This window comes from Aeromonas sp. 603404 (genome assembly GCF_049171775.1).
Lineage (GTDB): Bacteria > Pseudomonadota > Gammaproteobacteria > Enterobacterales > Aeromonadaceae > Aeromonas > Aeromonas veronii_A.
This window is the reverse complement of the sequence record NZ_JAAKPE010000013.1, coordinates 115199-138444: the sequence shown is the minus strand read 5'-3', so window position 1 is coordinate 138444 and position 23246 is coordinate 115199. Positions and strand designations below refer to the sequence as shown.

At 55.0% G+C, this 23246-nt stretch carries 19 protein-coding genes and 1 riboswitch; of the genes, 11 read left to right on the top strand and 8 right to left on the bottom strand.

What is annotated here, in order from left to right; translation table 11 throughout:
* The first annotated feature begins 363 nt into the window (after positions 1 to 363).
* Positions 364 to 855 carry an RNA recognition motif domain-containing protein gene (locus tag G5306_RS16495; protein ID WP_005339200.1) on the top strand — a complete coding sequence of 164 codons (492 nt, stop codon included), beginning with the start codon at positions 364 to 366 and terminating at the stop codon, positions 853 to 855.
* A 7-nt stretch (positions 856 to 862) separates the two neighbouring features.
* On the opposite strand, the gene murI is transcribed toward G5306_RS16495, so the two are convergent.
* The 3 genes from murI to G5306_RS16480 all read right to left on the bottom strand — a co-directional run bounded on the left by murI (position 863) and on the right by G5306_RS16480 (position 4808).
* A complete protein-coding gene (gene murI, locus G5306_RS16490) occupies positions 863 to 1666 on the bottom strand; it encodes a glutamate racemase (RefSeq protein ID WP_421313200.1) in 804 nt (267 codons plus the stop codon).
* Between the two features lie 108 nt (positions 1667 to 1774).
* A complete protein-coding gene (locus G5306_RS16485; RefSeq protein WP_216952590.1) occupies positions 1775 to 3640 on the bottom strand; it encodes a TonB-dependent receptor domain-containing protein in 1866 nt (621 codons plus the stop codon).
* Between the two features lie 51 nt (positions 3641 to 3691).
* Positions 3692 to 3870, bottom strand: a riboswitch (cobalamin riboswitch).
* Positions 3871 to 3905: 35 nt separating this feature from the next.
* A complete protein-coding gene (locus tag G5306_RS16480; RefSeq protein ID WP_421313198.1) occupies positions 3906 to 4808 on the bottom strand; it encodes a LysR family transcriptional regulator in 903 nt (300 codons plus the stop codon).
* 109 nt (positions 4809 to 4917) lie between these two features.
* Here G5306_RS16480 and G5306_RS16475 point away from each other — a divergent pair, with 109 nt between their 5' ends.
* The 4 genes from G5306_RS16475 to G5306_RS16460 all read left to right on the top strand — a co-directional run bounded on the left by G5306_RS16475 (position 4918) and on the right by G5306_RS16460 (position 7845).
* Positions 4918 to 5844 carry a sodium-dependent bicarbonate transport family permease gene (locus G5306_RS16475; protein ID WP_216952586.1) on the top strand — a complete coding sequence of 309 codons (927 nt, stop codon included), beginning with the start codon at positions 4918 to 4920 and terminating at the stop codon, positions 5842 to 5844.
* A 4-nt stretch (positions 5845 to 5848) separates the two neighbouring features.
* Positions 5849 to 6151 (top strand): P-II family nitrogen regulator, encoded by a 303-nt coding sequence (locus tag G5306_RS16470; protein WP_005321666.1) that lies wholly within the window; start codon positions 5849 to 5851, stop codon positions 6149 to 6151.
* A 63-nt stretch (positions 6152 to 6214) separates the two neighbouring features.
* On the top strand, positions 6215 to 6724 hold the full coding sequence (gene purE, locus G5306_RS16465) for a 5-(carboxyamino)imidazole ribonucleotide mutase (protein ID WP_317103121.1): 510 nt from the start codon (positions 6215 to 6217) through the stop codon (positions 6722 to 6724).
* Positions 6721 to 7845: a 5-(carboxyamino)imidazole ribonucleotide synthase gene (locus tag G5306_RS16460; protein ID WP_421203618.1), complete on the top strand. Its 1125-nt coding sequence runs from the start codon at positions 6721 to 6723 to the stop codon at positions 7843 to 7845. The genes purE and G5306_RS16460 overlap by 4 nt, the downstream gene beginning before the upstream one ends.
* Positions 7846 to 7918: 73 nt before the next feature.
* Here G5306_RS16460 and G5306_RS16455 read toward each other — a convergent pair whose 3' ends face one another.
* From G5306_RS16455 to G5306_RS16445, 3 genes are all read right to left on the bottom strand, one after another.
* Positions 7919 to 9109, bottom strand: coding sequence for an L-lactate MFS transporter (locus G5306_RS16455; RefSeq protein ID WP_040069602.1), 1191 nt, complete (start codon positions 9107 to 9109; stop codon positions 7919 to 7921).
* Between the two features lie 109 nt (positions 9110 to 9218).
* A complete protein-coding gene (locus G5306_RS16450; protein WP_019446256.1) occupies positions 9219 to 9962 on the bottom strand; it encodes a LytR/AlgR family response regulator transcription factor in 744 nt (247 codons plus the stop codon).
* Entirely contained in the window at positions 9956 to 11629 is a 1674-nt protein-coding gene (locus G5306_RS16445; RefSeq protein WP_421313206.1) for a LytS/YhcK type 5TM receptor domain-containing protein, read from the bottom strand. Before G5306_RS16445 ends, G5306_RS16450 begins: the two co-directional genes overlap by 7 nt.
* Before the next feature lie 133 nt (positions 11630 to 11762).
* On the opposite strand from G5306_RS16445, the gene G5306_RS16440 reads away from it, so the two are divergent.
* On the top strand, positions 11763 to 12173 hold the full coding sequence (locus G5306_RS16440; protein ID WP_201931639.1) for a hypothetical protein: 411 nt from the start codon (positions 11763 to 11765) through the stop codon (positions 12171 to 12173).
* Positions 12174 to 12193: 20 nt separating this feature from the next.
* On the opposite strand, the gene G5306_RS16435 is transcribed toward G5306_RS16440, so the two are convergent.
* A complete protein-coding gene (locus G5306_RS16435; protein WP_421313196.1) occupies positions 12194 to 15817 on the bottom strand; it encodes a response regulator in 3624 nt (1207 codons plus the stop codon).
* An 11-nt stretch (positions 15818 to 15828) separates the two neighbouring features.
* The gene (locus tag G5306_RS16430) at positions 15829 to 16452 is read right to left on the bottom strand and encodes a response regulator transcription factor (RefSeq protein WP_201931635.1); all 624 of its coding nucleotides are present in this window, start codon (positions 16450 to 16452) and stop codon (positions 15829 to 15831) included.
* A 440-nt stretch (positions 16453 to 16892) separates the two neighbouring features.
* Here G5306_RS16430 and ecpA point away from each other — a divergent pair, with 440 nt between their 5' ends.
* From ecpA to G5306_RS16405, 5 genes are all read left to right on the top strand, one after another.
* Positions 16893 to 17477, top strand: coding sequence for a common pilus major fimbrillin subunit EcpA (gene ecpA / locus G5306_RS16425; RefSeq protein ID WP_421313204.1), 585 nt, complete (start codon positions 16893 to 16895; stop codon positions 17475 to 17477).
* Positions 17478 to 17558: 81 nt separating this feature from the next.
* Positions 17559 to 18203, top strand: a complete 645-nt coding sequence (locus G5306_RS16420; protein WP_421313194.1) for a hypothetical protein — start codon at positions 17559 to 17561, stop codon at positions 18201 to 18203.
* A gap of 91 nt (positions 18204 to 18294) precedes the next feature.
* A complete protein-coding gene (locus G5306_RS16415; protein ID WP_421313192.1) occupies positions 18295 to 20706 on the top strand; it encodes a CS1-pili formation C-terminal domain-containing protein in 2412 nt (803 codons plus the stop codon).
* A gap of 2 nt (positions 20707 to 20708) precedes the next feature.
* Complete coding sequence (locus tag G5306_RS16410; RefSeq protein WP_421313190.1) at positions 20709 to 22337, top strand: hypothetical protein; 1629 nt, start codon at positions 20709 to 20711, stop codon at positions 22335 to 22337.
* 8 nt (positions 22338 to 22345) lie between these two features.
* Positions 22346 to 23023: a molecular chaperone gene (locus G5306_RS16405; protein WP_421313188.1), complete on the top strand. Its 678-nt coding sequence runs from the start codon at positions 22346 to 22348 to the stop codon at positions 23021 to 23023.
* Positions 23024 to 23246 lie beyond the last annotated feature (223 nt).

Sequence of the window (23246 nt, the reverse complement as noted above, 5' to 3'; positions counted from 1 at the left end):
GGCGCCCACTTCGCTAGGAAGCTGGCTCATCAGTCCGGCGTGTTCCGCCGTGCTGGTAGGGGCGCATTATAGGGAGCGGCGCTGCGATGACAAGACTTTTTTTGAAGATAATCACGAAAATTTCAAATTATTCAATTAGAAACAGCTTATTCAGTGTATATATACAATGTTATCCACAATCCGGTTATTTCACTCCCATTTTAGCGTCATTTATGTCGCCTTCAGTGACCTTGGGAATGCCATACTGGAGCCGATAACCTCTCCCGAGTGGTCCATGGTAGCGCCAATCAGGAAAGCTGGTTACCATGGAGGTGAATATAGTGTTGCACCTTTTTTGCTTTCATTTACAAAAGGTCTTTTAAGATGAATTTATCCAAGTTTCCCGTATATATGCAGGCCGCAATCCTTGCTCTGGTATTGGCAGTGGTTGGCTACCTGGTTGCCCAGGCCCTGCAGTTCTCTTTGAAAGCGGAAGTGATTTTTGCAGCAGGTCTGGCCATCGGCGGTTTCGTGGTACCGCTGTTCCTGAAGCGAACCCCGGCTAATGTTGCCGAGTCGATCGCCAATCAGGAGACTTGCACCTTATATGTAGGCAACCTGCCCTATCGCGCCAATGAGATCGCAGTGCGCGAATTGTTTGCCGAACAGGGCCAGGTCATTTCCGTGCGGTTGATGAAAGACAAGGCAACCGGCAAGCGCAGAGGTTTCGGTTTCGTGGAGATGCCCGCCGCCGATGCCGCCAAAGCGATTGCCGCTTTGAATGATAAAGAGTATCAGCAGCGCACCCTCAAGGTGCGTGAAGCGAATGACAAACGTGATAAAGAGGAAAGAGAAGGTAGCGAAACTGACGCCTAACCGCTCGTCAGTACTTCACCTCTTCCAGTGATGACAGCCCCCATGCTTGCAAGGGGGCTGTCAGTTTTTGAGCCTCCCCATCCAGCCGGGTACAGTAAGCCCTGGCAATTACCTCTTCTATATGTACAGGCTGCACGGTGGCATGCCCGCCATTGTTCAGCAACCAGGCCACCCGTTTGGCAACAGCACTGCCCGAGTCAATAAGCTGGCATTGCGGCATCAGTTGCCCAATCTCTTCATTAAGTAGCGGGAAGTGAGTACAACCGAGCACCAGCGTATCCGGCTGCTCTTCCCCATCCAGCCAGTCGGCCAATACCTCGCGCAGCAACGCCATATTGACCGGCAAGCCCGCCAGCTTGTGTTCGGCTTCTATGACCAGCTCGGTGGTGCCCTTGAGCAGCACCCGCTTGCCGGGAGCAAACTGGGCGATCAGTTCGTGGGTATAGTCGCGGCTCACAGTGCCTGGCGTAGCCAGCAGACCGATACAACCGTTGCGAGTCTGCGCAGCTGCGGGCTTGATGGCTGGCACCACCCCCACCACGGGAATATCCAGTGCCTCGCGCAGGGCCGGCAGCGCTATGGTGCTGGCCGTGTTGCAGGCAATCACCACCAGATCGATATGATGACGGGCCACCATGGTGGTCACCAAGCGGGTGCAGGCAACAATCAGGGCGGGCTCGCTCAATTCACCATAGGGGAAGTTGGCATTATCGAAGCAGTAGAAATAGTTGTGTGCCGGCAGAACGCGGCGGATCTCGCGGTAGATGGTCAGGCCACCCATACCGGAATCAAACACGAGAATATTGGCCACTTGAGCTCCCCTTTGGTGCAAGGCGGCGATCATACTCCCGCCTGCCGCCAATAGAAAAGGCCCTGCCAATGGCAGGGCCCCTGATTTTTCCACTTGGCCGGCTCCGGCTTAGAGTGAGTAATCCATCGTCACGTAGTAAGCGCGCTCATCGGCCGGATACCCCACTGCAGTCTGATACTCCTTATCCAGCAGGTTGTTGATCTTGCCAGATACCTTGAGCGCCGGGGTGACCTTGTAGCCGACAGCCAGATTCCACACGCTGTAGCCACCGAGTTTGGTGGTGTTGGCCACATCGCCATAGCGCTCACCCTGATAGATCCAGCTCAACGAGCCGTCAAACTGCTGCCACTGCGCCTGCGTAATCCACTTGGCCCCTTTGCGGGAGATCAGCTGCAACTGTTTATCGGTCACCTTGTCTTTGGGATCCTTGTACTCGGCAGAGACCCTATGACTCAACCAGCCAGTGTCGAACTCCCCTTCCAGCTCAATCCCTTCAATGCGCGCCTTGCCAACGTTTTGTGGTGTCCACATCCCCTGACTGTTGGGAGCCCACTGGATCATCTGTTCGAAGTCATTGCGATAACCGGTGGCTCGCCACTCGACACCCGCAGTTTGACCATCCAGCATCAGCTCGCTGCTCTTCGACTCTTCCGGCTTCAGGTTAGGATTGCCAGAGCCCGGATAGTAGAGGTCATTAAAGGAGGGGGCGCGGAAACCGGTGCCATAGCGGGCGCTCAGGCGGTAATCCTCGACAAAACGCCAGCCTGCGCCAGTTTGCCAGGTGTTGTGACGACCAAACTGCTCGTTGTCATCACTGCGGCCGCTCAGCTCGGCCTGCCAGGTCTGGTTGTCAAACTGAGCAAGGGCATAGAGGCCGTTGTTGTCACGCTCTTTGGCGTCGGCCGGATACGTGGAGCCGGAGGAGCGGGAGCGATCATCCAGTCGATCACTCTGCCAATCGGCCCCGCCTCCCAGCGTCCAGCTCTCGTTCAATTTCAAGCTGTTGACCCAGTTCAGGCTGTACTGGCGGGTGTAGGTCCGGTTATTGGCCTGATCGCGGCCACTGTTGTCCTGATAGTCGTACGCATCCTGTTTGGAGAAGGCGCCACGCAACTCACTCAGATAGCGATCATCGTGATAGCGCGACCCCAGCTGATAGCTCTGGTTTTCAGTCCAGGTCTCGTTGCGCTGATGGGTGGCAGGCCCCCAGGCGGAAGCCGCAGAAGAGCGGTCGTACTGGGCGACATTGCGAAACCAGCGGGTCGTACCGAACAGATCCCAGTTGCTGCCGAGCGCCTGCTGATAATCGAGCATGGCGTTGTAACCCTGATGCCCGTGACGGTCACCATCGTTGATGCCGGGCAAGGGATGTACGTTGTAACCCTCTTCATCATCAAAACCGCCAGCTACCTTGAGCTGACCCGCCTCGCCCACCTGGCTGGTGCTACTGAAAGCAGCCTGTCGCTGTTGATGGGAACCGGCACCAATATTGAACTTGTGCTGATTTGTCCCCTTGTCGGGACGGGTAATGATGTTGATCACCCCACCGATGGCGTCGGAGCCGTAAATGGTGGCGCGCGGGCCGCGGATATACTCGATCCGCTCGACCTGATTGAGTGGCAGATTGTTCAGTTCGGTCATCCCGGCGGTCAAAGAGGCACTGCGCACCCCATCCACCAGCACCAGCGTCTGGGAAGAGGTGCCACCACGCACCCGCAGCGAGCTCATCTGGCCGCGGCCACCATTGCTGACCACTTCCACACCGGGCAGGGTCTTGACCACATCGGTCACGGTCTGGGCTTGCAGGCGATCGATCTCGTCCCGGGTCACCACATTGACCGGGGCAAGCACGCTGGAGGCAGGTTGGGCGACGCGGGTAGCGGTCACCACCATGGTGGGATTGACGGGAATGGTCAGCTGCTGGGCAAACGCCGCCGTCGGCAACAGGGCAGCCGCCAGAAATTTCTTCGACATGAGAGATCCTTAAGTTCGCGTAAGTATCTACTTCGTGGCCGGTTTCTCTCGGCCCGAAATACGAACTCTGGCAGGTCTTCGGGCTCGGGGGCTGATAGCCTACGGCGACGGCTTCCCGCCTGACGGCAGTGCCCTGATGTCGCTTCGTTCCCCCTTACCGCTGCGCGCCAGCTCCGGATTTTCACCGGATTCCCTATTAAGCATGATGCGCCAAAGCGGGAGGATTATAGGCAGAGCCAAGCTGGATGTATAGCCATCCAGATTTCTATTTCTTGTCAGCCAGTGCTGCCAGCCGCTGCTGGGCCCCCTCCATCACCGCCTGTACCCCTGGATGGGAGAGATGGCGCCCTGCCGAGACCAGATAATAAGAGAGGGTAACGTCGGTGAGGGTCGCAATTCGCTCCACTCCGTAGAGGCGACCAATCTCGTCAGCCATTGCCAGCGGTGCCGGGAAGATCCCCATCCCCGCCTTGCCGAACGACTTCATCAGGGTGGAGTCATCAAACTGTCCCACCAGATGGGGATGAATGCGCTGCTGGCGATACCACTCCAGCAGCCGATCGTGGGTGGCAGACTTCTCTCCGGGGATCAGCAACGGCAACCCCTCCAGCGAGGCGGGAAAGCCGTCCCGCGCCCGCGCCGCCAGCTCCGGGCTGGCAAACAGCGCCAGCGGGCTGCGCCCCAGCTCGTGGTTGTAGCCACGTACACCACTGTCGGGAGGAAGCGGGCGATCGATCAGCACCATATCCAGCTTGTGACGGGCCAGCTCGCTGAACAGCTGCCCGGCCCGCTCCTCATGACACACCAGCCGCAGCGGGGTCGCCAGCGCCATGGCGGGGGCCAGCAGCTCGAACGCCAGGGTACGGGGTACCGAGTCGGCGATCCCCACCTGCATGGTCAACTCCTGACTGGCGTGGCGCAGGGTGTGCTCCAGCTCGGCGCCGAGCGAGAAAATCGCCCCCGCCTGCTCCTGCGCTTGCCGTCCGGCGGCGGTCAGCACCAGACGCCGTCCCACCCGGTTGAACAGCGCCACACCGAGGGACTGCTCCAGCTCGGCCACCTGACCGCTGATGGTCTGCGGCGTGAGATGCAGCTGTTCGGCGGCCTGCGTCACGCTGCCGCAGCGCGCCACATGCCAGAAGTAGTAGAGCTGTTTGTAGTTGAGCATGCCGTCCCCAATCAGTTTTTACCGAACAACCATCAGCGAGAATCTGATTTTATCGAAACATTGCGGGCTCTAGCATGCAACCATTATCTGAACAGCCCTGCGAACCATCATGCTGGACGTTGTTGTACTCTTCTTTCTGTTTGGTCTGCTGGCCGGTCTGGTGCGCTCCGAGCTCAAACTGCCGCCTGCCCTCTACGACACCCTCTCCCTCTTTCTGCTTCTGGCCATCGGCCTCAAGGGCGGCGTCGGTCTGGCCCAGCAATCCCTGCAACCTCTGCTGCCACAACTGGCGCTGGTGATCCTGCTGGGCGTGGTGCAGACCCTGCTCGGCTTTGCCGTGCTGCGCCTCAAGATGAACCAGGTGGATGCCGCCGCCACTGCCGCCCACTACGGCTCGGTCAGCGTCGCCACCTTTGCGGTCGGGGTGAACTGGCTCACCGAACGGGGCATCAGCTTTGAATCCCAGCTCTCCATCTTCCTCGCGGTGATGGAGATCCCGGCCATTCTGGTGGGCATAGTGCTCGCCCGCGGCATCAGTCGCGAGACCCGCTGGCGCATGCTGGCCCACGAGACCTTCCTCGGCAAAGGGGTAACCCTGCTGCTGGGCGGCATGGCCATCGGCTATCTGGCCGGGCCGGACGGGATTGCCCCGCTCAAACCGCTGTTTGTCGACCTGTTCAAGGGGGCGCTGGCGCTGTTCCTGCTGGAGATGGGCCTCATCGTCGCCCGTCAGTGTCAGGACTTACGCAAGCATGGCTTCTTCCTGCTCGGCTTCGCCCTGTTGATGCCGCTCGCCTCGGCGGGACTGGGATTGGCAGCTGGCCAGCTGATGGGCCTCTCCCTCGGCGGACTGACCCTGCTGGCGACCCTGGCGGCCAGCGCCTCCTATATTGCCGTGCCGGCTACCATGCGCATCGCCGTGCCTCAGGCCAATCCGGGGCTGTCCCTCAGCGCCGTGCTGGGGGTCACCTTCCCGTTCAACATCATGCTGGGGATCCCGCTCTACCACAGCTGGGCCCGCCACTTCACGGAGTAGCCACATGCAGACCGAGACCCGCACCCTGCTGACCGTCATTACGGAAGCCAATCTGGAGCCGACCCTGCTGCGCACCCTCACCCGCGAGGGGCTGCGCGGCTACACCATCACAGATGCCCGCGGCCGAGGGGATCATGGCGAGCGCAACGCCAGCTGGAGCGAGAGCGGCAACATCCGGCTGGAGGCGATCTGCAGCCGGGAGCAGGCGGAGCGGCTGCTGGCCCACCTGCAGAGTCGTTACTACCCCGATTACGCCATGATCGCCTTTCTGCAACCGGTCGAAATCGTGCGACCCGAGAAATTCTGAGCCGGCTTGCCGGCTCTTTTTGTTCACCAAAAGCAAACGTTTAACATCAAGGATTAAGAGAAAATGAACACCCCCCCCCTGATCGGCTTGGTAATGGGCTCCGACTCCGACTGGCCCGTGCTGCAGGCTGCCGCCCGCATCCTCAAGGAGCACGGCGTGCCCTACGAGGCGCAGGTAGTCTCGGCCCATCGCACCCCGGATCTGCTGTTCGAGTATGCCGCCACCGCCCGCGAGCGCGGCCTGCGCGCCATCATCGCCGGAGCCGGTGGCGCCGCCCACCTGCCGGGTATGGTCGCCGCCAAGACCACATTGCCGGTACTGGGGGTGCCCATCCCTTCCCGCCATCTCAAGGGGATGGACTCCCTGCTCTCCATCGTGCAGATGCCCAAGGGGGTACCGGTCGCCACCTTCGCCATCGGCGAAGCGGGAGCGGCCAACGCCGCTCTGTTCGCCGTCTCCCTGCTCTCGGTCGCACAAGACGACGACGCCCCCCGCTACCGGCAGCAGCTCGACGACTTCCGCACCCGCGAGCGCGACCGGGTGCTGGCCCTCACGCTGGAGGAACCGACATGATCCTGCCACCCGCCACCCTCGGCATGCTGGGGGGCGGCCAGCTTGGCCGCTACTTTGTGATGGCCGCCCACCGCCTCGGCTACAAGGTAGTGGTGCTGGATCCCGATCCGGCCAGCATCGCCGGGGCCGCAGCCGATCACCATATTGTCGCCCCCTATGACGACACCGCAGCCCTGCACGAACTGGCCAGCCGCTGCGAGGCCATCAGCTGCGAGTTCGAAAATGTGCCCGCCGCCACCCTGGCACTGCTCGAAAAACAAAAGCCGGTACGCCCGGGCGCCAGCGCGGTGCGCATCTGTCAGGATCGCCGTGAAGAGAAAGCCTTTCTGCGCGGAGCCAACATCCGGGTCGCACCCTATCTGGCGCTACTGCCGGAAGAGCCTATCCCCGCACAGGCCAGCGAACTCTTGCCCGCCATTCTCAAGACGGCCCGCGAAGGGTACGACGGCAAGGGGCAGTGGCAGGTGAGCGATCTGGATGAGCTGGCGAGCGCGCTGGCAGCCAGTGGCGTGCCCTGCGTGCTGGAACAACGGCTGGCGCTGGAGGGGGAGTTTGCCCTGACCCTGGCCCGCAGTCCGGGCGGCGCCATCAGCGCCCTGCCACTGGTGCAGAACTGGCACAGCGGCGGCATTCTGGACCAGACCCGCTCCCCGGCCAATGTGCCAACGCTGGAGCGCGAGGCCAAAGGGATCGCTGAGCCACTGATTGCCGCCCTCGATTACATGGGGGTGCTGACGGTGGAGTTCTTTCTGGTGGAAGGCAAATTGCTGGTCAACGAGCTGGCGCCCCGCCCCCACAACTCGGGTCACCCCAGCCTCGACAACGCCGCATGCAGCCAGTTCGAGTTGCAGGTGCGGGCCCTGTGCGATATGCCGCTGCCGGAGCAGATCGCCGTGCGGCCCGCCCTGTTAATCAACCTGCTGGGAGATCTCTGGCAGAACGGCACACCCGACTGGGCTGCCCTGCTGGCGCTGCCCGGCCTGCATCTGCACCTCTATGGCAAGGGCGAACCCCGCTCCGGCCGCAAGATGGGCCATATCACGGTGACCGGTGACGACTGGTCAACGGTGGAGGAAAGCTGCCGCAAGGCCCGCCAGCTGCTGGGGCTAGCGCCGCGCTGATCGAGCATCGGAAATGCAAAGACCCGGGCATGGCCCGGGTCTCTGTTTTTGCTTGCTGTGGCAGGGAGACTTATCAGGCCCGCTCTACCGCTACCGGTGCCGGCAGGCGAATGGTGAGGGAGAGCACCAGCGCCACCACCAGCAACACCAGGATCAGGTGGAAGGTCGCCATAAAGCCGCCAAACAGGGAGGCCACGATGGAGCCGATGATGCTGCCCAGACCAAAGCCCAGATAGATGACGCCGTAGTTCTTGGTCAGGTTGTTGAGACCGAAGAAGTCGCTCACCAGCGAGGGGTAGACGGTGATGGTGCCACCGAAGCTGAACGCCACACAGGCGACCGCCACAAAGAACAGGTTGGCATTGAGCGGTACAAACAGCAGCAGCGCCATGCCCGCCAGGGTAATCAGCTGGGCAATGGTGATGACCCGGATGCGGGACATCTTGTCGGAGAGGATCCCCAGCACCAGACGGCCACCCAGGTTGGCCATGGCGATGATGGCGACGGCATTGGCGGCGACCACGGCAGGCAGACCCACCATCTTCTCGCCGATATCCTTGGCCACGCCGATGACGTAGAGGCCGCTCATGCAGGCGGTGAGGAACATCAGCGCCAGCATCCAGTACTGCGGCTTGCGCATCGCCTCGGCCAGAGTGAAGTCACGGCTCTCGCTCTGCTGCACGGAAGCGGCCTGTTTGGGCGCATCCTTCATCAGCATGCCGCCCACCAGCACCATGGACATGGCGATCAGCCCCCACAGCTGGAAGGTGGTCTCAAGGCCGGAGCTGGAGAGCAGCAGCAGGTTGATGTATTTGAAACCGAGGCTACCGAGGCCATAGGCACCGATGGAACAGGCAGAGATCAGCCCCTTGCGCTCCGGGAACCATTTCACGCAGTTGGAGAGGGTCATCAGGTAACCGGTACCGTCGGCAAAACCGACCAGAATGCCCGCGCAGAGGTAGAGCATCGCCAGATTGCTGGCATGGGCGGTGAGGAAGAAGCCGATGCCGAGCAGCACGCCGGCGCCCAGGGTCACGTTGCGCACCCCGAACCGCTCCTGCAGCTTGCCCGCCATGGAGGAAGCGACCGCCAGCGAGAGGCTGAGCAGGCCGAAGGCGAAAGCGACCTGACTCACCGGCTCGTCCAGCTTGTCGGAGAGCTGGGCGTTGAACAGGCTCCAGGTATAGACAGAACCCAGTGCAAACTGGGTGATGATGGTACCGATCAGTGTCAGGTACCGGGTGCGGTTCATCTCTTTGGTCATGATACGTCTCGGTCGATGGCCTTAAGGAAATTGAGGCCACTATAGGCAAGACGCAGCTCGCGCCGATCGATTAAGGCATGAAATGCAGATCGGCGGGAATGAATGACAATCAGAGCCGCATCAGCTGACGGAACGCCTTGATGTTGCTGCGACTGACCGGCACCTCGAACGGCAGATCATGGAGCCGGATGAGATAGGTGCTGTTAAACCAGGGGACTATTTCGCGGATCTTGTTGATGTTGACGCAGTAGGAACGGTGGCAACGGAAAAAGCCCTCGGCCGGCAGCCGGCTGACAAACTCGCTGATGGTCATGGTCATCACGTAGCGATCATCGCGGGTGTAGACATAGGTGAGCTTCTCGTCGGCTTCCGCGTAGTAGATCTGCTCGCAGGGGGTGACGATGATGCGCTCCCCCTTCACCAGATTGACGGTGCGATTGTGCGGGCTGCTCCCCTCGCCGCTCGCCTCCCCCGTGGAGGCTGGCTGCGACTTGCCCGCATGCTCGAGCTTTTGCAGCAGATTGATGATGCGGGGCTCGTTGTAGGGCTTGAGGATGTAGTCGAACGCCTCCAGCTCGAACGCCTCCACCGCAAACTCCTTGTAGGCGGTGACGAAGACGATGTGGGGCGGATGGCTCGACTTGTGCAGGTTCTTGGCCAGCAGCAGGCCATCGATGGAGGGGATCTGGATATCCAGAAACACCACATCCACCTCGTGATCCTGCAGGTATTTGAACGCCTCCAGCCCATCCTCGAAGCTCGCCACTATCTCGATCTGGCTGTGCTGATTCACCAGATAGATCAGCTCTTCGCGAGCCAGATACTCGTCTTCCACTATGATCGCTTTCAGCATGGCATCGACTCCTGATCCGGCAGATAGAAACTCACTTCGGTACCCGGCTCCAGCCGCTTGAGGTGCAGGCCGTCGCCATAGAGCAGCTTGACCCGCTGATGCACATTCATCAGGCCGATGCTGCGGCTCTCCACCCGACCGGCGGCCACCCCGTCGATCACCGCCTGACTGATGCCGTAACCTGTGTCTCGTACCGAGACCCGGATGCCGCCCGCCAGCTGCTTCACCTCGATGGTGACCCGACCCGGCGCGCTACGGGGCTGGATGCCGTGCAGGATGGCGTTTTCCACCAGCGGCTGCAACAGCAGGCTCGGTACCTGAATGTGCACGTCGTCCACCTCGAACACCACCTCCAGCTTGTCGCCGAAGCGGGCCTGCTCGATGGCCACGTAGTCGCGCACCTGCTGCAGCTCCTCCTGAATGTCGATCAGTTCATCCCCCTTGTTGAGGTTGTAGCGCAGGTAATCCGCCAGATTGGCGATCAGCTGGCGCGCCTGCTGGGGCCGGATGCGGATCAGCGACGAGATGGCGTTGAGGGCATTGAACAGGAAGTGCGGGTTGATCTTGCTCTGCAGTGCGGTGAACTCCGCCTTGCGGGTCATCTCCTTGAGTTGCTCGATGCGCGACACCTCCATCTGGGTGGAGATGAGCTGGGAGAGGCCCACCGCCATCTCCCGCAGGGAGCTGGTGATGCTGTGGGTGCGGCGGTAGTAGATCTTGAGGGTGCCGCTCACCGAGCCGTTTTCTCGCAGCGGAATAATGATGACCGAGTGGAAATCGGAGAGGTGATACTGGCGCAGATCGTTGTTGATGATGATCTGGTCGAGCAGCACCGCCTGCTGGGTCATGCCGCTGATGGCGTGGTGCTCATCCAGCTCGTAATAGTCCTTGCCCACCCCGACATAAGCCAGCACGTCATGGGTATCTGTAATGGCCACCGCATCGGCGCTGATGTCGCGCCGGATCACATCGCACACCTGACTGAGGGAGTGGCGATCGATGTTCTGGAAGAAAGGCAGCGTCTTGTTGGCGATATCGAGCGCCAGCTTGGCCTGCTTGGCAGCAATCAGCTCCTTCTCGTCATCCAGATCCTGCACCAGCTTGATGATGAGGCCGATGCAGAGCGCCCCGGCGATCATCGGATAGGCGATGTGGTTAACGATCTCCACCCCGACTTCGTGGGGCTCGGTCAGCAGCCAGATGAGCAGCATGGTGAGCCCTTCGCACAGCATCCCCGCCAGAATGCCGTAGAGCCAGAGCCGTGACTTGCGACAGCGCAGGTGCAGCCAGGTGGCGAGCAGACCGGCGATGATGCTGGCAATCAGGCACGGGATCGAAGTGTGGCCATCCATGTCGATGAGGTAGCGGTGCAGGCCGGAGATGACCCCGGCCGGAATGCCGACCCAGGGGCCGAACAGGATGCCGCCGGAGATGATGGCGATGATCCGCACGTTGATGAGCGCCCCCTCTATGGGGATGCCGGTATAGGTGCTGAACACCGCAAACAGGCAGAAGATGGCGGCGACCAGCACCAATTCGGCCGGGGTGTGGTCCCGCTTCTGGAACAACCGCTGGAACGGCCGGGTACGGGTCAGGAAGAAGAGGGTCATCAGCATCAGCGCCGCCCGTTCGAACACCGCTAACAACATCATCTGATTTTCGAGCAACACCCGCACCTCTCCCGCATGTAAAACACCAAGGCTGTGCATTGTGCCACTCCAGGTCGGTCTAAGCTTTTTCTAATACTGGCCGATAGAGAAATTGACTCCATTCGGGGCCACCAAACAGGAGATACACATCATGAAAAGGAACTTCCTGCTGCTTGCACTCCCCACCCTGCTGATTGCCAGCCAAGTCGAGGCACAAACACTGAGCCAGACAGTGACCTGGCAAGCTACAGCCAGCAAAGACAGCCAATCCTCCGTCAGCTTGCTGCATCCCGGGCAACAAGCCATTTCCACCACAAGTTCGGCAGAACAGGTACTGGCTGCCCGGCTCACCGAACCGGGTTCCGGTCTTACTCTGCAAGCCAGAACTCTAGGTGCCACTCCCGATGCACCCAGAGTAACACTTAACGGCAAAACACTATCCCATGACTATCAATCTGTGCCAGCCACGGAACGCTATTATATCAGCTATCACAGCACGAAAAATCAGACCAACAGAGTCGTAGAAAGCGGCTACGAACTGATCGCTTACTGGCAACCATAAGCAACAGGCATGAAGGTAAACTAACTGACCTTCATGCCATGTTCTTCCCAATAACGCACGCCTGCTTTGAGCTGTTCATAAATATGTTGAATCTGCCGAAGTGCACTGGGCATACACATAGATAGTCGGGCAGACTGCTCCCAAGCAACGCAACATGCGACCAATACGTCAGCACCAATGATGCGGGCTCCGCCTTTAAGGCGGTGTATGTTGGAGAGAAAGGCTTGGTTGTCACCCGCCAGACTCGCTCTTTCTAGTGCCGCAAGATCATCATCAGCGGCTCTCAAAAACTCCGCGAGAAGTGAAGTCATCAAATCAGTTCGCCCTGCAGTTAGCGGGTACAAGCGTTGATTAATAGCATCCGCAACCTCGCTTGGGGGTGTATCGATATAACCCGTCTGATGAGTTGAAATACATAGTTGCAATTCATCCAGGCTCACCGGCTTGAACAAACAGTCATCCATACCCGCCTCCATCGCCTTATGAATCTGCTTTTGGCGGGCGTCAGCAGTTAATCCAATGATGATTGTTCGCTTACGCTTCTCTTTAAACTCCAAGTCTCGATAACGAGTGGCGAGCTCCAGCCCATCCATTTCCGGCATATTAAAATCAGTGATAATAATGTCAAAGTTTTGCGTCCCCAACCACTGAAGAGCCTCGGCAGCTGAAGATGCAGCCATCACAACATGGCCAAGAAATGTCAGCTGCTCGCTAACCAGTAAACGATTTGTTGGATGGTCATCAATAATTAAGACGCGGAGTGCTTGCGAGACGCTGTCAGAAGGAATCTCTTCAATAGGAGTTTCCACCTCTTCTAAAGAGGCATCGAGTAGTAATGGTAGAAGAAGTGAAACCTTGACTTGGCATCCCTCCCCAACCTCACTTTTAATCGTCAGATTTCCCCCCATCATCTGACACAATGTTCGACTAATCATCAGTCCTAATCCAGTACCGGATTTTTGAAGATCAACTGGTTGACGAGCTTGAGCAAAAGGTTGAAAAAGCATCTCCTGATCTGATTTGCTAATACCTATTCCACTGTCGTTAACAATGAGCAATATTTCACACAGATCATCTTCTGATTCTGTCTTTATTTCCAGACTCACCTCTACCCCGCCCTTACGGGTGAATTTAATTGCGTTGCTAAGCAGATTTGAAAGGATCTGTTTATAGCGAATGGGATCTATCATTACAGTAGCATCATTATGAACCGTCAGATTTAGCATCAACTCTTTTTGACGCGCACTTGCACTAAATACATTCACTACAGAACGGGTCAGGTCAGCCACTCGGTTTGGTGTCGGCAATAACTCCAATTTACCCGACTCAATCTTTGAAATATCCAAAATATCGCCGATCAATGCGAGCAAATCATGTGCTGACTGATGTGCAATTGCGATGGATTCTCTATCAGAAGTAGTCAGCGCATCTTTGCGTAAAGTCAGCTCTAACAAACCGATGATTGCATTCATAGGAGTGCGAATCTCATGACTCATGGTGGCAAGAAATGTCGATTTGGCACGACTTGCCTCCTGGGCATTCTGGCTAGCCTGAGCAAGTTTACGTACCAGAGCCGTTCGCTCGCTGATATCAATCCATCCCCCGACCACCCCTTTTACATCTCCACTCAAGTCACGATAAACCTGTAACCAGTGATAAAGATCTACTTCACGATCTTGAAGATGCACATGATAATCACCTTCGCGAGGTTTCCCATCACTCAATGTCTGATGAAAAACTTGCTCTAAAATGCTTACAGCTGGGTAGCGGTTCTTCAAATCAACCAAAGGGGTATACATCAAATCCCATTTGTCAATACCAAAAAAATTAACATAGCTGTTATTGCAAAGGATTAAATTACCCTCTTTATCTCTGGCGTAAATGGGGTGTGGTGTGCTTTCTACAAGCTCCTCTATAAACTTAAGTTGACTGCCAAGGGCTGCTTCAACCTGTTTCCGTTGCTGAATTTGACGCCATAAGGCCAAGCTCCAAAATATACCCAAGATAAAAATAGCGAATACAATAGATATGATTAACCCAAACTCACGTACCGCATCATGCCAAGTTATCGGATCTTGTTTGGCACTAACACGCCAGCGCGTTGCCAATCCTTCCAGTTCATCCGGTGGAATCAGAGCAAGAACCTTATCAAAAATTGCTATCAATTCCTTCTGTGATGGCGTTCCTGCGAAACTAGCCCCAAAGGGAGCTGAGTCAAATAACTCATCAGCTATATATAGGCTTTCTGGAAAATCAGCATTCACAAAAAATTTAGCCACTCTCAAAGGCAATATAGTTACATCACAGTTTTCTTTGGCTACACATGTTAAAGCTTTCTCAACACTATCAAAAACTATTCCTTTTCTCATATTATAGCGTTTTGCAGCTTCCTCGGAATAAAAGGCCCCTTTTAATATCGCTACTCTACCTACTTTAAGTAAGGTCTCCGGGTCCATCTCTTTTTTATTTTTATTCACTATATAAACCAGTGGATCTAGTGCAACAGCACGACTGAATATATATTTTTTTGACCGTTCTTCAGTCGGAGTCATAATCATCAAGTCGGCCTTACCTGAATCAATTGCTGATATTTCATCCTGGGTATTTGCCATTGGCAAAATATCAATCCGAAGACCAAGCTTGGACCTTAACACTTGAAAAAGGTCTGCAACTACGCCATGCAAGTTTCCATGTTTGTCAACAAAACTCACCGGTGGCAAATCTTTACTAACGGCGATTGTGATACTTTCTTTATCATTTATCCATTGCCATTCTCGGGTAGTTAAATTCACTTTATCTGAATGTATCGATAGGCCACCGCCACTCCAACGTTTGATAATTGAGTTTATATGCATTGCAGATACAGACCCCAATGCTGAATTAAGAATGTCCTTTAAAGTTGAATTTTCAGGATTAACCGCAAATGAAAAGCCACTAGTATCTGCATAAATGGGTCGGACAAGCTGAATGCTATCATTGTAAAGCTTGTTAATTATAAAGTTACCTGAAATCATATCAATCAGTACGGCATCAGCCTTTCCGTATGCAGCTGCGGCGACCGCCGCATATCGGGAGCTATATAAATCAATTTTCATGCCGGGCAAGTAACGAATAATTTCAGAAAATGGTAAATAAGACTCCGCAATCGCCACACGCTTAATATTTTTTTCTTTTACGCCAAACCGTTTATATAGCGCAGGTTCATCTGCAATATATGGCTTGGTAAGGGAAAGGCCTTCTCCCACTTCATAGCTATTAGCAGAACCAATGAAGTCAGCCTCACCATTTTTTATTGCTGTTATTGCAGCCTCACGAGAGGGAAACGTTTTCGCAACTATGTTTACAGCCAAGCTTTTTGATATAATTCCAATTATATCTGCTGTTACCCCTTCATAATTGTATGCACGCAAAGTAATATCCATTGGAGGATTATCTGGTTTCGGGACGGCCAAGACCAATTTATCTCTTTTTTTTAACCAAGCTTTTTCTTGATGAGTCAATAACGGCATATGATTAAAGTGCGTCGATACAGACTCTCGAGAGAATATACTCATTTGTTCATAGCCTTCAAACTCGGCTATCTGGTCGGATATACAGATTGGTGAGAAAATTGAAATAATCAAAAATAGAGAAAGACAACGCATCTACTATGTCCTCAAAAAAACATGTGTCGCTTGGCCAGCTCAACAAGCTCAACTATATTGCGGACCTGTAACTTTTGCATAATTCTGGTTTTATAGGTGCTAATGGTTTTTTCACTTAATAACATGTCTCGTGCAATGTCTTTATTTGTCTTGCCATTGCACAACTCTAAAAACACTCTCATTTCGCGATCTGACAACTCAGAGATGATATTTTTATCATCAACTGGCAACGAATATTTACCATCAAGAATAATTTCGCGCGGAAAATGCTTTCCTCCTTGCATGCACTTCTTAATCGCTTTTTTCAATAAAGTAAGATCATCCATTTTAGATACAAAGCCATCTGCTCCGGCCTGAAAACATCTTATCATGTTGTGCTGGTTATCTTGAGCAGAGAGAATAATCACTGACGACTCTGGTTTGATGGCCTTTACTCTTTTTATTACTTCTATTCCGTCTAGCTTTGGAATCCCAATATCAAGAATCACTATATCTGGCAGTAGTTTTTTAAAGGTGTGAATAGCTTCAACTCCATTATCCACCTCACCACACAAATAGTATCCTTCATGAGTCAGCATTATCGAAACCGCCATTCGTATGGCTGGGTGATCATCTACAACCAATATATTTCTCATGTTATACTCTCTATTTTAATCATATCAAAGTCAGTGTGGTAATTGAGTGACTAATTCAGGCAACTAGTTTTATATAGTTGAGTGCTATACCATCTCTTGTCAATGCTCCTACAAACTTATATTTATTGAGCTTTAAGTTGTAGCCCCAAAATATTGACTCCTATATCAAAAAGCAACCATTCCAATAAAAACATAATGTTACACCTTCACAAATAGATTTTGGGTTGGATGTGATACCTGCCATGACGCACCACCTCGCACCCACTTAAGAATTTTCCTACACACCTTGCGATGGCGAAGTTGCATTCCCAGCGGTACTTTTGCCGTCGAAACTTTGGGCACTCGAGAAAACCATTCAGCTAAGGTTCAGATTCGCAGTATTCAAGGTACAACAGGGGATATCCCACAGCATAGTGTGAAAAAATAGGAAAATAATGATGATGAAAAAATCTCTGATCGCTCTGGTTATTGCAGCAATGGGCATGAGTGTCGCCAACGCCGCAACCGAAGCAACCGCAGTGGCCACCTGGCAAGCAACCGCCAAGAAAGATGTGACTGCTGACCTGGTCGTCACCCCGTTGGGCAGCTTGGCCTTCCAGTATGCTGAAGGTATCAAGGGCTTTAACACTGTCAATGGTCTGTTCGATGTCACCGTCAAGGGCCAGGCAGGCACCACCGATGATCCGATTACCGACTTCACCCTCAAGGCCAAGAAGCTGAGCGGCACCCTGAATCACCTGGCTGGCGGCTCCACAGTTGATGTGGGTGTGTTCTGGATGGGTCAGCCGTTGACCACCAGCGCTTACACATTCCTGATCGATACCAGCAAAGGCATCACCGGGGGCAACCTGTCGCCGCTGGCTGAGGGCTTCAACAAGAATGGTCAGCGCACCAGCGCTCAGAGCCAATTCTCCTTCAATATCGAGAAAGCCACTGTTGCTGGCGCCCCGGCGCCCTTCAATACCCTGCCGGATGGTCTGTGGAGTGGTCAGGTCAACGTCGAGTTCGTTGCCAACTGGTCCTAACTCCCTGCCGTTTCATATTCAAGGGGGCCTTTGGGCCCCCTTTATTTTTCAAAGAGTCTATTTATGCTGACAAGAACATTTATGTTGCTTCTTCTGGCCTGTCCGTTTGCCAGCCATGCCATTAATGTCGGAAGCGTCACCACTTTTATTGATGTTGGCACACAAGAAGTATCGAAAGAGATTGAAAATAATAGTGATCAGGCAAGGTTGGTCACTATCGCCGTCTCCCGCATTTCTTCGCCGGAAGAGGGAGGGGTAGAAATCCCGATGGAAATGGACGGGGAGCTGCTGCTTTCCCCCTCCAGAATAGTGCTGCCGGCAAAAGCCAAAAACAACGTGCGCTTTTTTTATAAAGGTCCGGCAGATGACAAAGAGCGTTACTACCGTATCACCTGGCGCGATACGGCGCTCTCCATGGATGATCAGCGCAATGAGAGTCGCCAAGCGGTGGCCACTACCTCTGCCCAGATCGGCACCATTCTGGTGGTGACCCCCCGCCAGAGCAACTTCGACTATGTCTTGAGCCACGGCGAGCTCACCAATCGGGGCAATGCCTCTTATCGGGTGGTGGCCTATGGTGTCTGCCGCGATAACCCGAAGCAGCAGTGCAGGGAGACCTATTACGATTTGCCGGGCAAGCAGCGCACCTTCAAACGTGTCGATATTACCCATGAGAAGGGGCACGTGGGCCTCTGGCTCGGCCCTGAGTTCGTAGTCGTCAAATAACTCGCCATTTTGTGATTTCGGAGTTTGAACTCATATGAACAAAAAACAACTCCCCGCTATTGGCTTGTTGACGATCTGGTGTGCATGTGCGATGTCAGCCGTCGCCGGCCCGGCGATGCCATTGCGAATTGCCAATGTCATCATCCCGGCCAGTTTCGCCAGCGCACTGGAAGAGGGCCTGGCAGTGCCAGTGCGCCTTCAGTATATGGATGCAGACAGCCAGCTAGATACCCTGACCGATGATGCTATTGGCAATGCCACCCTGCTGCTGCGGGATGGCAAACTGCATCTGTTGAATATCGACTTCAGCGCGAGTCAACAGCAAGGCCTGCTGAATGACAAGCTGACCGCCCTGCTCGCCAATGAACAGATGCGCACCTTTTCGCCAGAGGGGACCTTGCAGATTGACAAGGATGCCAGCATGAAGCTGGACCTGGTGGCCATGCTGCTCACCATTCAGGTTTCAAAGGCTGCATTTGGAGCTGCAAAAGCACAGGATACCCGTATCGCCCTGACGCCAAGTATTGACTCTCTGACGAGTGTGCATCGCTATAACATGGGCTATTCATTTGCTAAAAACCGGGATAGCGACTATCGCGATGACAACTTCATGCAGCTCGACAGCATGTTCGGTTTTGCCGCTCACCATATAGCCCTGAATGGCTCTCTCTACGGTGTGGGTGAGTCAGGGCAAAGTGGTGACATCTACCGAGCCATGTATGAACAGGATCTGGACGATCGTCGTATTGCCGCGGGTATGGTATCAACCTGGGATCTGCAAACTCTCGGAGTGGTGTCAGGCCTCACGACGAGCCGCATTTATGGTGCCTCCTATGGCAACCAAGCCAGATCGCGCCAGCAGTCTGTTACCGAATCCAGCACTCCCGTACAGGTGTTTATGCCGGCCAATGGCGAAGCGCGCGTCTACCGTGAAGGGCGCATGATTGCCCTGCAAAATCTGGCGATAGGCAACCAGAATATAGATACCTCTTCCTTTCCCAGCGGCGTTTACAACGTCACGGTAGAGGTCTATGTGGATGGCCGCCTGACTGATACCAGCACCCAGCGCGTCACCAAGCTGGGGGGGAACCTGGGTTTTACTCAGGAGTGGGGATGGCAGTGGTGGGGAGGCATGATGGAGGGCAGCCAGAACAGCAGCGATTCGCCGCTGCTTGGCGTCTCGCTGGCACGATCCTTTGAAACCGTGGAGTTCGGCACCAGCACCTATGCCTTCAGGGATGCCGCCGTGGGCGAAGCGCGTGCCAGCTGGCAAGCCACCGAGCGTCTCAACACCCAGTTGCAAACCATGCTGGCCTCCGACAGCTCGTGGCGACTGGCCTCCAGCCTCTCGCTGCAAGCTGCCGACAACGTGTCGCTGTGGGTGAGTCAGGAAAAACTGAAAACGGGCGGCACTCTGGCGGTCTCGGAGAGCGAGTTCTACTCGGCCGGCCTCTCCCTCAATGTGGGGGGATGGATCGATGGCCTCGGCCAGCTGACATTCAACACCACCCATGACCGCATGATGGGCAGTGATCGCAGCTATGTGGATTACTACCAGAATCTCTACACGGGTCGTTATGGCAACCTGTCGATGCGCGCAAGTTTGCAAAGCGACGACGGCAATCTCGGCAGCTTCGCCAACAAGAGCATCACCCTGGATTATTCCATCCCGTTCAACAATTTGTTCAGCTTTGGCATGAGCAGCAACGAGCAGGGGCAGACCACGGCCAACCTCGGCTACCAGACCCGCCTGGATGGGGTGGTGAATTACGCCGCCCTCAATGCCACCCAGATAATGCATGGCAACGACATGAGCGACATGAGCAATGGCGCCCTCTCGGGCACCCTGGGCTTCGAACACCAGCTGATCGGTGGCACCATGAGTCTGGGGCGAGACCACAGTGGCAATATGAACGGCAACCTGATTGCAAGGGGGGCGCTGGTCACCACTGACAGCGCTGTCGCCGCCTCCAGCCAAACGGCGGCTGATGCCGGTGTGCTTATTCAGAGTGGCATCAGCCATGATGGCCAACTGCTGGCCAAGGTGAACGGGCAGGACTACCCCTTGCTGGGGGGGCAAACCTTCATCGCGCTGCCGCCCTATCAGGAGTATGAAATTGAACTGCTCAACAGCAAAACCAGCAGAGACAGCTACGCGATCGCCACGGGCAAACAGCGCTACACCCTGTTTCCCGGTAACGTAGCTACGCTAGATGCCAAAGACAGCATCAAGGAGATGGTGACGGTATTCGGCATCATCCGGGCAGAAGATGGCACTCTGTTGGCCAACGCCCGCATCGACAACCATATCGGCACCACCCTGACCAACGAGACCGGCGAGTTCTCGCTGGATGTTGACAAAGCCCACCCTACCCTGACCTTCCGCCATGGCAGCGACTACTGCGAGGCGGATCTCGATATTGCCGACCAGTCGGGAGCGGCCTGGCTCGGTGAGATCACCTGCCAGGGGCTGCCCACTTATGCCATGGTAAAGGAGTATTAAACGTGAAGTTCATCAGTCTGTTTGCCGTTATCTTGCTCAATTTGCTGCTGGTGCGCCCCGTCGTTGCCGCTATGCGAGATATTACCATCCCCCCTCTCCGAGATGAGGACTCCCAGTTTGTCCTGATTGAGGACGAACGTGATGGCAATATATTTTTAATCAATGGCTATTATAACACGGGTGTACAGGGGGCGGCCCGCTGGACCAAGGACTACGGAGACACCAAATATATCAGCATTCTGGCTTATGCCGATACATTTCATAAGAATGGAGAATGGCAGAACATACAAGGAATGAATTTTGATATGTGGGAGGAGGGCCCCATCAGCCATCCCTATCTGACAGCCGCCTGTAAAACCACCCAGGCCGGCTGCAATGCCGCTACCGCCGAAAGTAATAATGCCCCCGCCGTGGTCGACGAGCGCGGTTTTTATGGGGTGATGGGTGCCCCGCAAGGCTCTCCCAGAGCCAAGCTGAGCCCCCACTTTATTGAATACCTCAAGGCGATGCACGTAGGCGGTAAAGCGACACGCACCGTCCATTTCTGCTTCACCCCCGTCAAGTACGATGCCCGGGCCGGTCAGCGCTGTGTCGATCAAACGGAGGGGATACACGCCAAACAGGTTATTACCCTCACCAAGATAGCTCATATGCGGATTAAAAATAGACATAAAATGGCCAATGTCACTATTGATAGCAACGGTAACATGGCCGTAGTACCAGGTACACAAGGGTGTATTAACTACAAGCATGATACGCAGTATTCTGGCGTATTATGCGAGATGTTGAGCTATGACATGAGAGTTAGTACACCCACAGTGGTAAATAACGGTCTAAAAGTGTATTTGCAAGACCCGCCACTGAATGACGACCATGGTGTAGATTATACTTTTAATGGTGGTGTAACTTGGCTCACTCACTGGGCAACAAGTGGAACACTTGACTTTTTAAATAAAGTACCCTTTGGAGAAAAAACTCTCTCCGCTCATCTGGATTATTGGGCTTTGAGACGCCCCTTTCCTCGCATCATCGACCTTGATAATGCAATTAAAATAAGAGCGTGGGGTACACACGCTCGGGGAGTAAAAAATGGAGCAGAGGAATTCCTTATACCCAACAGTACTAGCATTAATATTCAGCCTCGGGATTACAGCGTCACCATCATCAGTGCCGATGGCCAGGCTGCCCCCTATCAGGCTGGTTCGGTCGGCCGTGATATCTTGCGCTTTCCCTATGAAATCTCAGAAAGCGGCCCTCTATCGGCCAACAAGCTGGAGATCAGCGTCACGCAAGACCAAGGAATACCCGATGCCGGACGTTGCACCTTCTATGGCGAAGAGCAGAGCGCGATTGTACCCATCCCGACACTACTGAAATTTGATACCAATAATGGCTCGTTAGCACAGCCTGTCCGCTGTGACCGCGTGCCGGTCGATATTCGGGCCCTGGGTATCAAAGACAGCCGCCCGCAAGAGAACTGGACCAACCCGCTCGGAATCAGCCGCTATTACTCCCTCGCGCTGGAATTCGATCTCACCGATCCCGTGGTGCAACGCACCGTGCAGGGCGGTTATTGGGAGGGCGAGGTCCACCAGAGTGGTACCATCACCATCAAGGGAACCTGGAACTAGGAGCAACGATGAGACTCGTCTTGTGGTGCGTATTGACCTGCGCGCTCACTTCATCGGCGATGGCCATCGATATTGGCCCCATGACCGCGGTCATGGGGCCAAAGGATGAGCTGTTGAGCCGAACCGTCACCAACAACAGTGCAACCCCCAAGGTGTATGATGTGCACCTAGACAAGATCAGCAATCCCACCGCCAGCGGGCAGCGGCTCTCCATCATCCCGGGGGAGCTGCTGTTTACCCCAAAGCGCTTCATGTTGCATGGCCGCCAGACACAAAACGTCAAGTTCTTCTATAAAGGAGCTGACGACAAGCAGGAGCGCTACTATAGGGTCACCTTCACTGAATCGCCGACCGCTCGTACGGATGAAGAGCGGCAAGCGCAACGTGGAGGCTCGGTGGAGATGAAGATTGTGCTGCAATCCATTCTGGTGGTGCGTCCACGCCAGATCCAGTTTGAATATCAGCTGGATGCGGCAAAAGGGAGCATTACCAATACCGGCAATACCTATTTTGAATTTATGGTCAAACAGGGTTGTGATCAGTCAGACGGCGAAGCCGACAGCAAATATCTGTTGCCCGGCGAGACTTATCACAACCCCAAAATAACCCAGCCTGGCAATCACAAGCTGATTGTCTATCAGTCGCAATTCATTCCGGTCGGCAAGGATTGTTGGGGGGAGAAATAGTCGTAGCCGGTTATCACATCCCTTGGCACTTTCACTGGCACGATACGCATAAAAAAAGCCGCCCGACAGGGCGGCGAAAGATACAAGGAACAACGCATGTAACAAAGAGACGGGCATATGTCTTTCATGCTTTCCAAGCATATCCTGGCCCCAAATGAGAGCAAAGTTATCTTGCCGTAGGGTTTTTCCTGTTTTTTGTGAAAAACGAACGTTTTTCGACCTC